Source organism: Vibrio lentus (genome assembly GCF_030409755.1).
Lineage (GTDB): Bacteria > Pseudomonadota > Gammaproteobacteria > Enterobacterales > Vibrionaceae > Vibrio > Vibrio lentus.
Genome location: NZ_JAUFQE010000001.1, coordinates 1160742 through 1175311, shown reverse-complemented (window position 1 = coordinate 1175311; position 14570 = coordinate 1160742). Strand labels below are relative to the sequence as shown.

At 45.3% G+C, this 14570-nt stretch carries 13 protein-coding genes; 4 read left to right on the top strand and 9 right to left on the bottom strand.

Going from position 1 to position 14570, the window contains the following annotated elements; translation table 11 throughout:
* Window positions 1–31: 31 nt before the first annotated feature.
* From QWZ07_RS04910 to QWZ07_RS04885, 6 genes are all read right to left on the bottom strand, one after another.
* Window positions 32–2080, bottom strand: a complete 2049-nt coding sequence (locus tag QWZ07_RS04910) for a glycoside hydrolase family 3 protein (protein WP_192854261.1) — start codon at window positions 2078–2080, stop codon at window positions 32–34.
* 272 nt (window positions 2081–2352) lie between these two features.
* Complete coding sequence (locus QWZ07_RS04905) at window positions 2353–2856, bottom strand: YgjV family protein (protein ID WP_192854262.1); 504 nt, start codon at window positions 2854–2856, stop codon at window positions 2353–2355.
* A gap of 128 nt (window positions 2857–2984) precedes the next feature.
* Window positions 2985–3608 (bottom strand): bifunctional 4-hydroxy-2-oxoglutarate aldolase/2-dehydro-3-deoxy-phosphogluconate aldolase, encoded by a 624-nt coding sequence (locus tag QWZ07_RS04900; protein ID WP_054545964.1) that lies wholly within the window; start codon window positions 3606–3608, stop codon window positions 2985–2987.
* Window positions 3609–3617: 9 nt separating this feature from the next.
* Window positions 3618–4610, bottom strand: a complete 993-nt coding sequence (locus tag QWZ07_RS04895) for a sugar kinase (RefSeq protein ID WP_192854263.1) — start codon at window positions 4608–4610, stop codon at window positions 3618–3620.
* A gap of 3 nt (window positions 4611–4613) precedes the next feature.
* On the bottom strand, window positions 4614–6026 hold the full coding sequence (gene uxaC, locus QWZ07_RS04890; protein WP_192854264.1) for a glucuronate isomerase: 1413 nt from the start codon (window positions 6024–6026) through the stop codon (window positions 4614–4616).
* Window positions 6027–6038: 12 nt separating this feature from the next.
* Complete coding sequence (locus QWZ07_RS04885) at window positions 6039–7502, bottom strand: fructuronate reductase (RefSeq protein WP_192854265.1); 1464 nt, start codon at window positions 7500–7502, stop codon at window positions 6039–6041.
* Window positions 7503–7661: 159 nt separating this feature from the next.
* On the opposite strand from QWZ07_RS04885, the gene tnpA reads away from it, so the two are divergent.
* Complete coding sequence (tnpA, locus tag QWZ07_RS04880) at window positions 7662–8099, top strand: IS200/IS605 family transposase (RefSeq protein ID WP_192854770.1); 438 nt, start codon at window positions 7662–7664, stop codon at window positions 8097–8099.
* 118 nt (window positions 8100–8217) lie between these two features.
* On the opposite strand, the gene QWZ07_RS04875 is transcribed toward tnpA, so the two are convergent.
* A complete protein-coding gene (locus tag QWZ07_RS04875; protein ID WP_054542885.1) occupies window positions 8218–9525 on the bottom strand; it encodes a TRAP transporter large permease in 1308 nt (435 codons plus the stop codon).
* 15 nt (window positions 9526–9540) lie between these two features.
* Entirely contained in the window at window positions 9541–10053 is a 513-nt protein-coding gene (locus QWZ07_RS04870; RefSeq protein ID WP_048609952.1) for a TRAP transporter small permease, read from the bottom strand.
* Window positions 10054–10352: 299 nt separating this feature from the next.
* Between QWZ07_RS04870 and QWZ07_RS04865 the strand changes: the two genes are divergently transcribed.
* From QWZ07_RS04865 to uxuA, 3 genes are all read left to right on the top strand, one after another.
* Complete coding sequence (locus QWZ07_RS04865; RefSeq protein WP_054546316.1) at window positions 10353–11336, top strand: TRAP transporter substrate-binding protein; 984 nt, start codon at window positions 10353–10355, stop codon at window positions 11334–11336.
* Between the two features lie 107 nt (window positions 11337–11443).
* Entirely contained in the window at window positions 11444–12226 is a 783-nt protein-coding gene (locus tag QWZ07_RS04860; RefSeq protein WP_050643471.1) for an FCD domain-containing protein, read from the top strand.
* Between the two features lie 208 nt (window positions 12227–12434).
* Window positions 12435–13622 (top strand): mannonate dehydratase, encoded by a 1188-nt coding sequence (gene uxuA / locus QWZ07_RS04855; RefSeq protein WP_192854266.1) that lies wholly within the window; start codon window positions 12435–12437, stop codon window positions 13620–13622.
* 99 nt (window positions 13623–13721) lie between these two features.
* On the opposite strand, the gene QWZ07_RS04850 is transcribed toward uxuA, so the two are convergent.
* The gene (locus QWZ07_RS04850) at window positions 13722–14495 is read right to left on the bottom strand and encodes an AraC family transcriptional regulator (RefSeq protein ID WP_192854267.1); all 774 of its coding nucleotides are present in this window, start codon (window positions 14493–14495) and stop codon (window positions 13722–13724) included.
* Between the last annotated feature and the right edge of the window lie 75 nt (window positions 14496–14570).

Sequence of the window (14570 nt, the reverse complement as noted above, 5' to 3'; positions counted from 1 at the left end):
GTGCTCAACACTGCCTGAATTAGCTCAAATATTATTCGTAATTTAAACCATGTCCGAACGGGTAAAGGGTGTCGGCTTGATCATACCCAGGATAATCTGAGTCTTGGTTTTGAATGGCTTGGGCACTGTTCGCTAAAGCAAATGGCAGTTTTCCTTGAGGTGTAAAGTTGCCTGAAAGTACTTCCATTAGGTTGCTGTCCGAGACACCAAATGTCGCTATTACCGCGCCGGCCTGCTTAAGGTTACTTTGATCGTCCAATACGAAGGGTTGTCTAAAGTTGATAGACAAGACCGTTTTGTCAGAGCCCACTTCGTTCATAACGGCTTGGATATCACTTAGGCTTGGTTCAATATGCCAAGATGCAGCTGTAGCCATTTCACTGAACGCAAGAATATCGAGTTCATCTGGGTTCGCACCACCAAAGATAAGATCAGGATCTGAACCTTCGTTAGATACGCGAACACGAATAACCGCATAGTCCGTATCGGCTGGTACTGGTGGACGCGTTTCTCCCGCTTCGTAATCACCAGAAGTCACGGTAAAGTTGTACTTGTCGTCTCCAGCAATATTTTCATCCATTCCCATGACATACAGAGCAACAGGAGCTTGTGCGGTTGATTCAGCTAAAGGTAGAGTCTTATTGGTATTTTGAAGTAAGACGACAGACTTTTTCTGTGCGTAATCAGCGCGTTCTTGGTACTTGTCATTGCCTAAAACCTCTCGGGCTTTTTTCTCGTCAACGTAAGTGTTTTCGAAAAGGCCAAGCTTGAATTGTTCTTCAAGTAAGCGTGTTACTGATAGGTCGACACGCTCTTCGGTGAGCAGATCCTTTTCGACCAGTTTCACGATGACTTCTTTATCATGGAAGCCTGAAAGAACATCGACTCCAGCTTCGACCGCCATTGCAACCTGCTCATCAATCGTTTTGTGTTCCACACCCCATGCTCGCTCACCAATAATGCCGGTATCTGAGTTCACGTTACCTGTGTAACCTAATTCGTCTCTAAGCAGGTCGGTGACAATACCTTTTGAAAAGGACATACCAACATCGTTTGGCATCCATTTTTGATCTACCGGAATGCCGTAGTAAGGCATTATTGAAGAAGCGCCAGCTTCAATCGCGGCAATAAACGGTTTTAGGTGGTAGTCAAAATTGTTCTTGGGATAGACTTGGTTCTTACCAAAGTCATAGTGTGGGTCACCGCCGTTTTCTTGTGGACCGCCGCCAGGGAAGTGTTTGATGGTTAGCGCGATACTGTCTTCGTTGACTTCACCGCCATCCTGTAACCCTTTGATCAGTGAACGCATAATGTCAGACGCTAAATCTGCATCTTCGGTAAAGGTTTCGTGTACTCGATACCAGCGAGGTTCTGTCGCCAAATCCATCATGTATCCGTACATACTGCGCAGGCCAATTGAAGACCACTCGTCATTCATGATACCAGCAAATTCAGTGATCAAATCCATGTCGCGAGTGGCTGCTAAACCTGCCTCTTTAGGCCAAGCAGAAAAGGCACCTGAAGAAACGTTGATCCCTGCTTTAGCTGATGGATCAATATGGTTACGAGCATTGGACTTGAATAGAGCGGGGATACCCATTCGAGTTTGTTCACGCAGTTCTTGAACACTATTCATGAACTGGGCCGCTTCTGTTGGGGTTATCTGACAACCTGAACGTCCTGCATCGCAATCCGGTACATTAGTTGGGGTTTCAACTACGCTGTTACGAAAGATAAAGCGAGTCATTTGGGCATCGGCAATCATGTCTTGCCCTTTACTGCTAACAAGCCCACCTTCGGATGAGTTTAAGGTGTCAATGAGCATCATGCCGGCTTTCTCGTCTAGTGTCATTCGGCTAACCAAGTCTGCTGCTCGCTCTTCAGGAGATAATCGCCAGTCTTCAAAGGGTTCCAGTGTTCCACTGCCGTTAGAATCTCGGAATTGGTAACCATCAACGTTCAATACATCATGAACACGAGAGTTAACTTGGGGCTGTTGGAGGTTATTGTCGCTATCAGATGAGTTGCATCCTGCAAGAAGCAACGCGATTGCTATAGGTGTCAGGGTAAGACGCTTCATGGTCACGGTCCTATTGTTGGTATAATAATAAGTACATGACCAATTTTAATAATTAACGGAATATTGGTTAACCAAAATAAATCAAACTAAAGATTTGGATCACCATATAAATTTAATTGGTGATTTGATTCAATTTAGTATTGGAAATATATTGACGACGTTTAAATAACGTAAACTTAATTAGATTTACTTTTTTGATATCCAATTAACTTTTCATTTAATTAATGGTGTATTACTTCCATATTTTAAATCTAGAATAAAAAATGTATTGCCTATTTTATAGTTAACAATCTGCGTTGATGTAAACGGTAGATTGTGACTAAATTTGTGACAATAAAGGTGACTTCGACAAAAGATCCGCCAATAGAACCAATCCAAATATTGTGACTAGCCCAACAGAAAGAATTGAATAATATTAAGGTTCTCAGCGTGATACCTTGTCGAGAGAAGAGTGCCCATGTCGCTACGGATGAACCAACAACCGTAATAAACTCAAAGAAATGATTCATGTTAGGTAATGTCATTACCCACATTAAACCAATGAAAAACCACATCACTTTGCGGGATTGAGTTTTTATTGATACGTAACTTCGAATAGCATTGATAATTACGCCAATGGCGGCAACTATAGCGCCCATTAATATAAAATGGATACTCATAACAAAACAAAAGATCATCATTTGATAGCGAAATTTCATATCATCTTTTTGCCAAAAGGCCATTACGCCGATAAAGAAAGCGAGACCTCCAACTCCCTGTGTTACCCAGTTTTCCATATTTAGCCTTTATTTTTAGATGCTATCGATCACGATTAAATATTAACTTTGAAGGAATAATGCTCAACCATAAAATAACCCTCCAAAAGGAGGGTTAGATATAACGTTAAAGTGTTATTGCATTAGGTTTAATTGACTAGCTTAACGGCTTCACGAGTTAAATGAGCCAATTCTTCCCAATTGCCTTCTTCAATCAGCTTCTTATCCACCATCCAAGTACCGCCACATGCGAGTACTCTAGGTATCGCTAGATAGTCTTTAATGTTGTTAGGGTTAATGCCACCTGTCGGCATGATCTCAATATCGGTGTAAGGCGCAAGAAGTGACTTAACCATGTTGATGCCACCCGATGCTTCAGCTGGGAAGAACTTCAATGTGGTTAAGCCCATTTCTAGAGCGGCTTCTACTGTACTTGGGTTGTTGACCCCAGGAATGATGTCAATACCAATCTCCTGACAAGCTCGGACAGTATTTGGATTAAAGCCAGGAGAGACGACGAACGTTGCGCCCGCTTCTTTAGCCGCGATCGCTTGCTCACGATTGAGTACAGTGCCTGCGCCGATCAACATATCTGGTTGTGATTCACGAAGTAGACGAATAGCTTCGACAGCAGCCTCAGAACGGAACGTAATTTCTGCTGCAGGTAAACCATTTTCAGCTAACACTTTACCCAGAGGGATGATGTCTTCAGCGTTGTCGATAGCGATCACAGGGATAACTTTCAGTGTTTTTAGTTGTTGTTTGATGTTCATTGGTATTCCTTAAATGGCTGTGATGGCCGCTTGAGTAAGTTCTTTTGCAATAATGGCACCGCGATGTTGGATAACGACGCCTGCCATGGTATTGCCACGCTGGCATGACGTTGTTAAGTCTTCGCCAGCAAGGTAAGCAGATAAAAACCCGCCATTGAATGAGTCTCCTGCCGAGGTCGTATCAACGACATGTTCAACAGGTAGGGTCGGCACCGCCCGTGGAGCCGAAGCGGTACCAGAGTTTAGATTTATGTCACTTTGAATTGTGGCATCTTGAATGAGGCAGCCATCTGCACCCAGTTTGACGATGCATCGCTTAACACCCAGCGCAGTTAGACGTTCGATAGTTTGTTCTGGAGAGCTATCTCCCCAAATTAACTGTTCATCATCGAATGTCACCAATGCTAAATCCGTCAATGTATACATGGCTTGGTAGCTGTTTTTGACGGTTTGGTTTTCGTCCTGTGGCCAAAGGGTAGGGCGGAAGTTACTGTCGAAGGCGATTTCAACGCCTTGTGTCTTCAATTCAACCAAGATGTTCAATAGTTCGATACGATCTTGCTCAGGCAAAATTGCTAATGTGATGCCGCTGAGAAATACCATATCGACGTTGCGCAAAGCTTGTTTTATCTGGCTAAAATCTGGATGTTGCAACAGGTACCGTGCTGCTGACTGATTACGCCAGTATAAGAAGGTACGCTCACCTGCGTCATCAAGCTGAATCAGGTATAGACCTGGGGTACGTTGACTGTCTTGTAGAACTAGGTCCGTCGACAGCCCTTCTTGTTGCCAGCGTTCTAACATTCCCTTGCTAATCGGGTCTGCGCCCAAAGCCGTGACGTAGGACACTTTGATGTCATTTGGATTGAGGTTGGCCTCGCAGCCGCGGTTTAGATAGACCGCAGCATTGAGAGTGTCTCCGCCAAACGTTTGATGCATTGAGCCGAACGGTTTGCCGTTAAGCTCGATCATGCACTCACCAATAATGGCGATATGTTTCATGGGTTACGCCCTCTCTTCGAAGTAGCGTTTTGCGTTACCAAAGCAGATGTCTTCGACCATAGGGCCAAGCAGTGACATGTCGTTTGGCACCTCGCCGTTTTCAGCCCAACGACCAAGCATGTCACACAGAATTCTGCGGAAGTATTCGTGGCGTGTGTACGACAAGAAGCTACGAGAGTCAGTCAGCATGCCGACAAACTGGCTAAGCAGACCAAGCTGAGATAGCTGCTCCATTTGGCGTTGCATGCCGTCTTTCTGATCGTTGAACCACCAACCAGAACCAAACTGAACTTTGCCCGCGATACCGCCACCTTGGAAATTACCAATCATGGTGCCCATCATCTCGTTATCGCGAGGGTTTAAGCAGTAAAGGATGGTGCGAGGCAACTCGTTGCTTTGATCCATTTCGTCCAACAGATGAGCCAGCTCGAAGGCAAATGTCTTGTCGCTGATCGAATCAAACCCTGCATCTGCGCCTAACAGTTGGAACATACGCGTGTTGTTATTGCGTTGAGCACCAATGTGAAGCTGCATTACCCAACCCATTGCGGCGTAGCGCTTACCTAACCACACTTGAACGGCTGTTGAGAACTGTGCATATTCTAAATCGGTGAGCGTTTCGCCGTTGAGGCGTCGAGTTAACAGAGCATCCAAATCGGATTCTGATGGAATCGGCGCGTAGCGAACCACTTCGATACCATGGTCTGCTGCACGGCAACCATGATCGTTGAAATGCGCTAGGCGGCTGTCTAAAGCACTCAATAGATGATGGAAGTGTGTGATCTCAATATCAGCAACCATGCTTAACTTTTGCAGGTAATCAGCAAAGCCATCAAGTTCAATTTTGAACGCTTTATCTGGGCGCCAGCTTGGTAGAACCTTCACATCAAATGAATTGTCTTGAGCGATCGCTTTATGGTGTTCAAGAGAATCAATTGGATCGTCTGTCGTGCCGGCCATCACCACATTCATTTGCTTCATGATGCCGCGAGCACTAAATTCCGGTGTCGCTAATAGCTCGTTGCCTTCGTGCCAAATTTGGTCAGCTGTTTCTGGGCTCAATAGAGTGCCAGTCATACCAAATGGGCGACGAAGTTCTAAGTGAGTCCAGTGGTAAAGAGGATTACCTAAGGTTTGAGGGACGGTTCTAGCCCATGCCATGAACTTATCATAATCGCTTGCGCCTCCAGTAATCAGACGTTCGTCGATCCCTGCTGAACGCATGCCACGCCATTTGTAATGGTCACCCTCAAGCCAAATCTTAGACATGTTTTCGAACTGACGATCTTGAGCCACTTCTGCTGGGTTTAGATGGCAGTGATAGTCATAAATCGGCTGGTGGCTTGCGTGTTCGTGGTACAAACGGCGTGCAGTCTCATTCGACAGTAAAAAGTCTTCACATAAGAAATTCTTCATTGTTTGTACTCCTTATAACGCAGCCACGGTCGCAACAGCACCATGTTCAATTAATGATTGGTACGCTGAACTTACCGCATCAATCACCTGTGGGTTTTGACCTAGTTCGGCAGGGAAAATCGCTTCAACCGCAAGCAACGCCGGAACCACAGATACATTGAGTCCATGCTGGTCGCAGATCTGGCGAAGTGTATCTACCATTGGGTCGCGAACATCGATCTCATTGCCTTGCTCATCAACACCCGATACATAGCGCATCCAGCCAGCGATGGCCGTCGCAAGCCATGAGAAGTCTGAGCCTTGCTCTAAATGGAATCGCAAGCTGCCACCCATACGCTGAGGGATCTTCTGACTACCATCCATCGCAATCTGCCATGTCTTATGTTTCAAACTTGGGTTGGTGAAGCGGTTGATCAGCAAGGTTGCGTAACCTTCCAAATCAGTCCCTTCAGGCATAGTTAGTGAAGGTGCTTGGGATTTCATCATCATGTCAAAAGCGGCTTTGCGGTAGCCTGCATCTGTCATGGTGTCGGAAATATGGTCGTAACCACCAAGGTATCCAAGGTAAGCAAGGAAAGAGTGACTGCCATTGAGCATACGCAGTTTCATCTCTTCGTAAGGCACCACATCTTCTACGAACTCTGCGCCAGCAATATTCCAGTCTGGGCGGCCTGCCACAAAGTTATCTTCAATCACCCATTGGCGGAATGGTTCACAGGCGATGCCACACGGGTCTTCACAACCAAGCAGTTCTGCAATTTCTGTCAGTGTCTCTTCGGTTGCTGCGGGTACGATGCGGTCAACCATGGTGCATGGGAAGGTGACATTAGTTTCAATCCAATCACGTAATTCTGGGTCAAGCAGTTGAGCGAACTCAATGATTGCTGCTTTTGCCACATGACCGTTCTCTTGCACGTTGTCGCAAGACATGACCGTGAATGGTTTTAAGCCACGTTCGCGGCGAATTTTTAGGGCTTGGACAATGTAACCTAATGCTGATTTAGGTTGAGTTGGGTTAGCTAGGTCAGCGATGACTAATGGGTTATTTTTGTCGAGTTTGCCGGTCGCTGGGTCAGCGCAGTAGCCTTTCTCTGTGATCGTCATCGACACGATCGCCACTTGAGGCTCAGCCATTTTTTCTAAAACAGCTTCGATACCGTCTAGGTTTGGATGCAGTGATTCAGTCACTGAGCCGATTACTTTAACGTCTGTGGATTCAGCGCCTTTTTCAGCAACGGTGTAAAGGTGGTCTTGCGCGCGAAGTGATTCAATCAAATCTTCGCCGCCGAATAGGTTAATTTCGCAAATACCCCAATCAGTGTTGGTTTTGCTTAGCATTTCATTGGTGAATAGCGCTTGGTGCGCTCGGTGAAATGCACCGAAACCAAGGTGCACAATACGGCTTTGGAGTGCTGAACGGTCGTAGTCAGGTCGTAATACAGTGTTTGGCAGCGTAGAGTTAGCAACAGTCTTCATTATTCAGTTCCTTTTCCCGCCAGCGAACCAGCGGGATTTTATTGGCTCCTCAAAACCACCGCCTAGGGCGGTGGTGATTGTTCCTCTAGGCTATAGCCTGAAGAAGTGCCCATGTTAGAAGTAACCTCTTATTCACCACAAGTAAGAGGAAACAACCACATGGGCGATTACAGAAGTTCATCACATGTCTATTGGCGTTGCAAATACCATATAGTTTGGACTCCAAAGTATAGATATAAGATTTTGAAAGATAAGGTTGGAAAGGAGCTTTATCGTTCAATTTATATTTTGTGCAATATGAAAGACTGCGAGGTTTTAGAGTTAAATGTTCAACCAGATCATGTTCATCTTGTTGTCATTATTCCTCCCAAGTTGTCGATCTCGAGTTTGTTAGGAGTTTTAAAGGGCCGGACAGCAATTAGACTTTTCAATAAATTTCCACATATACGTAAGAAACTATGGGGAAATCACTTTTGGGCTAGAGGGTATTTTGTAGATACGGTCGGTGTGAATGAAGAAGTCATTCGACGATATGTCCGACACCAAGATAAACAGGACATAGAGTATGAACAACAACTGCAGTTATTGAAGAACTGATAGCGTGGACGCCCCCTTCTAGGGGGTTATAAAGCAAAACCGCCTTCTAAGAAGGCGGATATTTTTTTTGATAAAGCGTTTGAGTGTTTAGCAGTCTTAGAATCTATCTGTGACCAAATTACGAACCGTAGCCCAGTACCAATTCAGGTAGGAACAAGCTCAGCTCAGGGATGAAAGTAACGGCCATTAGGGCTGCAATCAGTGCTGCATAGAATGGCAGCAAAGGTTTGATGACTTTGTCGATGGCAATGTTGGCAACCGAACAACCGATGAATAGCGCACTACCTACTGGCGGCGTACAGATACCGATAGCTAGGTTGAAGGTCATCATGATGCCGAAGTGCACAGGGTCGATGCCTAGGTCTAGCGCGATTGGTAGGAAGATTGGTGTGAAGATCAGTACCGCAGGTGTCATATCCATGAAGATACCCACAATCAGCAGAATCACGTTGATAATCAGTAGGATCATTAGCGGGTTATCAGAAACCGCCAGTAATGCATCAGCAATCATGTAAGGCACATCGGCGTTCGCCATTGCCCAAGACATCCCCATTGATGCGCCAACAAGTAATAGAACGATAGAAGTTGTTACTGCAGACTCAAGGATGATCTTTGGAATATCACGCCATTTTACTTCACGGTAGATAAGCACGGCTAAAACAAACGTGTATACCACGGCAATCGCAGAAGCTTCAGTTGCAGTAAAGATACCGCCAATGATGCCACCCATGATGATGCCGATCAGTGCCAGAGAAGGCGCTGCTTTTAGGAAGGTATCCCAAACCATTGATAGTGAAGGACGCGCTGCAACAGGGTAACCACGACGTTTTGCAATAATACCCGCCACAATCATGATACTTAGCCCCATGATGAGACCTGGGATGTAACCCGCTAAGAACAATGCCGCGATTGAAGTACCACCAGAAACCAAAGAGAAAACGATCAGCGTGTTACTTGGTGGAATCAATAGACCAGTAGGACACGAAGTAATGTTAACCGCCGCAGAGAAGTTTTCGTCGTAGCCGTCTTTCTTTTGCAGAGGAGACATGGTGCCACCAACTGCAGCTGCCGATGCTACCGCTGATCCTGAGATAGAGCCAAACATCATGTTTGCCATCACGTTTACGTGTGCCAATGAACCCGGCAGACGACCACCCAACACTTTCGCGAAGTTGATCAGACGCAGCGCAATGCCGCCTTGGTTCATGATGTTACCCGCCAAAATGAAGAACGGGATTGCCAGTAATGCAAAGTTATCAAGGCCAGCGGCCATGCGTTGAGCAACCACCGCGATAGCCGGCTCAAGCGGTAAGCTCATTAAGATGGTTGCTAGTGACGATAAACCAATCGCAAAAGAGACCGGTACACCGATTGTAAGCAGTACAGCGAAACTACCGAATAAGGTCAGTATTACTTGCCATTCCATTGTGAAATCCTTCTATCAATCAAGTTGTGAGTCGGTGATCAAATCGTCACCTGACATTAATTGTTTAACGCGTTCGTAAGTAAATACGACGGAGTAAAAAATCATCAAAGCGCCACTGATAGGCAAGCAGAAGTAGATGTAGCCCATTTCTAAACCTAGAGCGGGAGTCAGCTGTCCCATCGCAAGCGTTTTAGCAGCAAGTTGGCTTCCACCGTGCACCAGAACGATATAAGAGAAAGAAGCGATGGCTATTTGGATAACGATTTCGTTGATTAATTTACGTTTGCCAGTCAGCTTCATCGTAAGCAGGTCGATGGCAAGATGGCGTTTCAGACCCGTTGTATAGGCGGCACCAATTAAGGCTACCCACATAAAGAGATAACGCGCGAGCTCGTCGGTAACAGTACTTGGTTTGCCAATAACATAGCGGGATAAAACCTGCCATATCACACATAGCACTAAGAAAGACGATAGAGACACTGTAAAGGCGGCCAACCCTCTATTTATGTAACTGACCAATTTATTCATGTTTATTTCCTTTCAACAAAATTGCGTATCTCATAACAATTGGTTTACCAATGTAAGAAACTGTTTCTATGTAGGGATAGTATGTTCAAAAATCTGGCTGAATCATAAGCTATTCATTTTTTGGTTGGCGTGAGCAACTTCACAAATGATTTTGGTTGACCAATTTATGGGTTTTTATTGTGATATTGGTCAATCAATTTTAATTTCAGCTTTGACGGTTCCTTTTTTGAGCCCCAATATGAGCCCATAACAAAAAACACCCTACATTTTGGATAACCAATCCACGGAGAATAAGAATGATGATGACGCGTAAAACTTTGATTAGTGCGGTTGTCGGTGCTGCTTTCACTTTTGGAGCAACAGCTTCTGCTTATGCAGCGACAACATTGAAACTGAGCCATAACCACCCTCGTGACCATGCAGTACATGAAGCGATGACGTTTATGGCGAAAGAAGTACGTGAATTGACTGATGGTGAGGTGCGTATTCGTATTTACCCTGACGCTCAATTGGGTACACAGCGTGAATCTATGGAGCTGATGCAGAACGGCGCTTTAGATATGGTGAAAAGCAATGCTGCTGAGCTAGAAGCTTTTTCTCCTGCTTATTCATCATTCAACATGCCTTACTTATTCCGCGATCAAGCGCACTACTACAGTGTGACTGATGGTGAAGTGGGCCGTGACATTCTTAACTCTTCTCGTGATAGCGGCTTTATTGGTGTGACTTACTACGACGCTGGTGCGCGTAGCTTCTATACCAATAAGCCAATTAACACGCCAGAAGATCTGAAAGGTTTGAAAGTTCGTGTTCAACCAAGCCCATCAGCAATTGCGATGGTGAAAGCGTTAGGCGGTAACCCAACGCCACTAGCTTACGGTGAGTTGTACACAGCACTGCAGCAAGGTGTAGTGGATGCGGCTGAAAATAACATTCCTTCTTTCAGCTTGAGCCGTCACAGTGAAGTGTCTAAATACTTCAGCTTAGATGAGCACACGATGGTTCCGGATGTGTTAGTTATCTCAACCAGAGCATACGATAAACTGACTACAGAACAACAAGATGCGCTAATGAAAGCGGCAAGTGATTCATCTGAATTGATGAAAAAATTGTGGGCTGAATCGGAAGCAAAAGAGCGTGCTAAAGCCGAGGAAATGGGCGTTACTTTTGTGGAACCAGACAAGGCTGCGTTCGCACTCGCGGTTCAACCTATGTATGACGCGCTAGATAAAACGGATCCAGAATTGAGCGCATTGATTGATCGTATTCAGTCTGTTGAATAACGAACAAATATAGAAAAAATAGTAATACAAAAACAAGGTGTTACTGCATTTTAGGATATAGAGGTTGACCAATTATATTTGGTCATTATGATGGCGAGAGAAATACAATGGAAAGAAGTGACAATATCATCATGATGCCTTTCGAGCCGAAAAGACCTTATCAGGAGATAGGGTTAGTACTAAGAAGAGAACTGATTGAAGGCCTGTATAAGGTTGGAGATCGATTACCTCCAGAACGCGATATTGCTGATCGTCTAGATGTAAGCCGCACAGTGGTGCGTGAAGCGATCATCATGCTGGAGCTTGAAAACTTAGTTGAGGTGAAAAAAGGGTCGGGTGTTTATGTCCTGAACATTCCAACTCATTCTCGCGAGAATGTGGTCAGCGATGATGCTGGTCCATTCGAGATGCTGCAGGCCCGCCAATTACTGGAAAGTAATATCGCGGAGTTTGCGGCAACTCAGGTCACTCCGGGCGACATCATTAAGATGCGCTCTGCACTCGAACTCGAGCGCGAAGAGCTTGCAAGCGGCACCACCGATTGCAGCGGAGATGAAAGATTTCACATGTGTATTGCAGAGGCCACTCAAAACTCTGTTCTGGTAGATATGCTGAAACAATCCTGGGATCGACGCGAAAAGAGTCCAATGTGGAATAAACTCCACTCTCACATCAGTGGTCAAGATTACCGTGAAGAATGGTTAGATGATCACGCTCGTATCCTCGCCGCCTTACAGCGCAAAGATCCTGTCGCTGCTAAGAACGCAATGTGGCAACACCTTGAGAATGTTAAACAGCGTTTGTTAGCGCTGTCAGACATTGATGACCCAAACTTTGATGGCTACTTATTTAGTTCCAACCCAGTGGTGCTGCTTAGCACAGAAAGTTAGTTCTGAAAGCTAACGTTGAATTCAGCGACAAGGCTCCTCTTGAAAGCTGATTCATTCACTAGGTTGTAGATAAGTAATCGTCTTTAGACCGGCGTAGACCGGTGCTATCTCGGGCAGTAATTGTCATTGCTGCCATTAAGAAGTCGTTATTGCATTTAGCTTGATTAATTCGAGCCGGCTAAGTGCGTCTTAAAGAAAGGTAAGTCTCATGGAACAAACGTGGCGTTGGTACGGCCCTAATGATCAAGTTTCGCTAGACGATATTCGTCAAGCGGGCGCAACTGGTATTGTGAATGCACTGCATCATATTCCAAATGGTGAAGTTTGGACAAAAGAAGAAATCCTTAAGCGTAAAGCCATTATCGAAGAGAAAGGTTTAACGTGGTCGGTCGTAGAAAGCGTGCCGGTGCACGAAGAGATCAAAACTCAAACTGGCAACTACCTGCAGTGGATTGATAACTATAAGCAAACTCTGTCTAACCTTGCTGAGTGTGGCATTGACACGGTTTGTTATAACTTCATGCCTGTGTTGGACTGGACACGTACTGATTTAGAATTTGAAATGCCAGATGGCTCTCGCGCACTGCGTTTTGACCAAATTGCGTTTGCGGCATTTGAGCTGCATATCTTGAAGCGTCCGGGTGCAGAATCGGACTATTCAGAGTCAGAGCAAGCGCAAGCGTTGGATTACTTCAACAACATGACGCCTGAGCAAATTCAGCAACTGACCAACAACATTATCGCCGGTTTGCCGGGCGCTGAAGAAGGCTACACACTTGAAGCGTTTCAAGCACAGCTAGACCGCTATGCGGGCATCGACAAAGATAAACTACGTGAGCACATGTCTCATTTCCTTGCTGAGCTGATGCCTATCTGTGATGCAAATGGTTTGAAGATGGCGGTTCATCCTGACGATCCACCGCGTCCAATTTTAGGCTTGCCTCGCATCGTTTCAACGATCGAAGACATTGATTGGTTGACCGAGCATGTGCCAAGCAAAATGAATGGCTTGACGATGTGCACGGGCTCATACGGTGTACGTGGCGACAATGATTTGGTCAATATGATCAAAAAGCACGGTGACCGAATTTACTTTACGCACCTGCGTTCTACTAAGCGCGAAGAGAGCAACCCAATGACATTCCACGAAGCAGCGCACCTAGATGGTGATGTGGACATGTATAACGTTGTAATGGCAATTTTGGATGAAGAAAATCGTCGTGCAGAAGTGGGCGATCACCGTTTAATTCCAATGCGTCCGGATCACGGTCATCAAATGCTGGATGACCTGAAGAAAACCACTAACCCAGGTTATTCGGCGATTGGTCGATTGAAAGGCTTGGCTGAAGTTCGCGGCTTAGAAATGGCATTGAAACGTGCTTTCTATACTAAGTAACGACGGCATCGAGTTTTAAAATACTCCTAAAAACCAGAACTCATGTTCTGGTTTTTTTGTATCTGCTCTTAACAAAGCCATGAATTGATAGCACAACAATCACGTTCCCAACTTGGTAAAAGCCAGTGGTGTTTGTCCGGTTTGTTGTTTGAAAAAGGCAATGAAAGCGCTGTTCGAAGAGAACTCTAAATAGTGTGCTGTGTCGGTAACGGTTCGGTTTTGAGCAAGTAGCTCGATCGCCTTAATCAAACGCCATTGTTGACGCCAATCTTGATAGGTCATGCCTGCTTCGGCTTTAAATAGACGAGTGATGGTTTTACTACTCGCTCCAACGGATGATGCCAATACATTCAACGGAGGGACGATAAAATCGGCTTTGTTGACTTGTGTGCAGAAACGCGCCAATCGTCGGTCTGTTGGGAGTGGAAGCATTAAGGTTTGGTGCGTTAAGGAATGGAATTCTTCCCAAAAAAGCGCAGACGTATTGAGTGTCTTGTGCTCCGCGATATCCCATTCCCATAATGCGATCTTATTGATCAGCGCTTTCAGTAAATCGTTAACTTTAATCGTTGTGATCTCTTCTGGGCACTCAAATACATCGGTATCAAAATACAGAGAACGATACGCGACCACGTTGGTCATTTGTGCTCGGTGTGGAACATGTGGCGGGATCCACACAGCCTTAGTTGGAGGCAGAATACACAAAGCATTATTCAGTGTTAAGGTAATGCACCCTTGCGGCGCGTAAAGTAATTGCCCTTTGCGATGCTGATGAATACCTGAATCATGCTGTCCTAGCTCTGCCGCTATTCCCACTACGCTTGCTTCAATGCTATCGGCGTCAAAAGCACAGCTGTCATCGATAAATGCCATTTGTCTCAATCTTGTTGTTTTTGGTTTTAATGTTGTTAACGAGCCAAGGTTAGTTTCCTCTAGACTTCCCGTCAA

Excerpts from the sequence above, each read along its gene's own strand:
- QWZ07_RS04885 (WP_192854265.1), bottom strand. The coding sequence starts at position 7,502 with ATGAAGACTGTTGCTAACTCTACGCTGCCAAACACTGTATTACGACCT.
- QWZ07_RS04865 (WP_054546316.1), top strand. The coding sequence starts at position 10,353 with ATGATGACGCGTAAAACTTTGATTAGTGCGGTTGTCGGTGCTGCTTTC.
- QWZ07_RS04900 (WP_054545964.1), bottom strand. The coding sequence starts at position 3,608 with ATGAACATCAAACAACAACTAAAAACACTGAAAGTTATCCCTGTGATC.
- uxaC (WP_192854264.1), bottom strand. The coding sequence starts at position 6,026 with ATGAAGAATTTCTTATGTGAAGACTTTTTACTGTCGAATGAGACTGCA.
- QWZ07_RS04860 (WP_050643471.1), top strand. The coding sequence starts at position 11,444 with ATGGAAAGAAGTGACAATATCATCATGATGCCTTTCGAGCCGAAAAGA.
- QWZ07_RS04870 (WP_048609952.1), bottom strand. The coding sequence starts at position 10,053 with ATGAATAAATTGGTCAGTTACATAAATAGAGGGTTGGCCGCCTTTACA.
- tnpA (WP_192854770.1), top strand. The coding sequence starts at position 7,662 with ATGGGCGATTACAGAAGTTCATCACATGTCTATTGGCGTTGCAAATAC.
- QWZ07_RS04850 (WP_192854267.1), bottom strand. The coding sequence starts at position 14,495 with ATGGCATTTATCGATGACAGCTGTGCTTTTGACGCCGATAGCATTGAA.
- QWZ07_RS04875 (WP_054542885.1), bottom strand. The coding sequence starts at position 9,525 with ATGGAATGGCAAGTAATACTGACCTTATTCGGTAGTTTCGCTGTACTG.
- uxuA (WP_192854266.1), top strand. The coding sequence starts at position 12,435 with ATGGAACAAACGTGGCGTTGGTACGGCCCTAATGATCAAGTTTCGCTA.
- QWZ07_RS04905 (WP_192854262.1), bottom strand. The coding sequence starts at position 2,856 with ATGGAAAACTGGGTAACACAGGGAGTTGGAGGTCTCGCTTTCTTTATC.
- QWZ07_RS04910 (WP_192854261.1), bottom strand. The coding sequence starts at position 2,080 with ATGAAGCGTCTTACCCTGACACCTATAGCAATCGCGTTGCTTCTTGCA.
- QWZ07_RS04895 (WP_192854263.1), bottom strand. The coding sequence starts at position 4,610 with ATGAAACATATCGCCATTATTGGTGAGTGCATGATCGAGCTTAACGGC.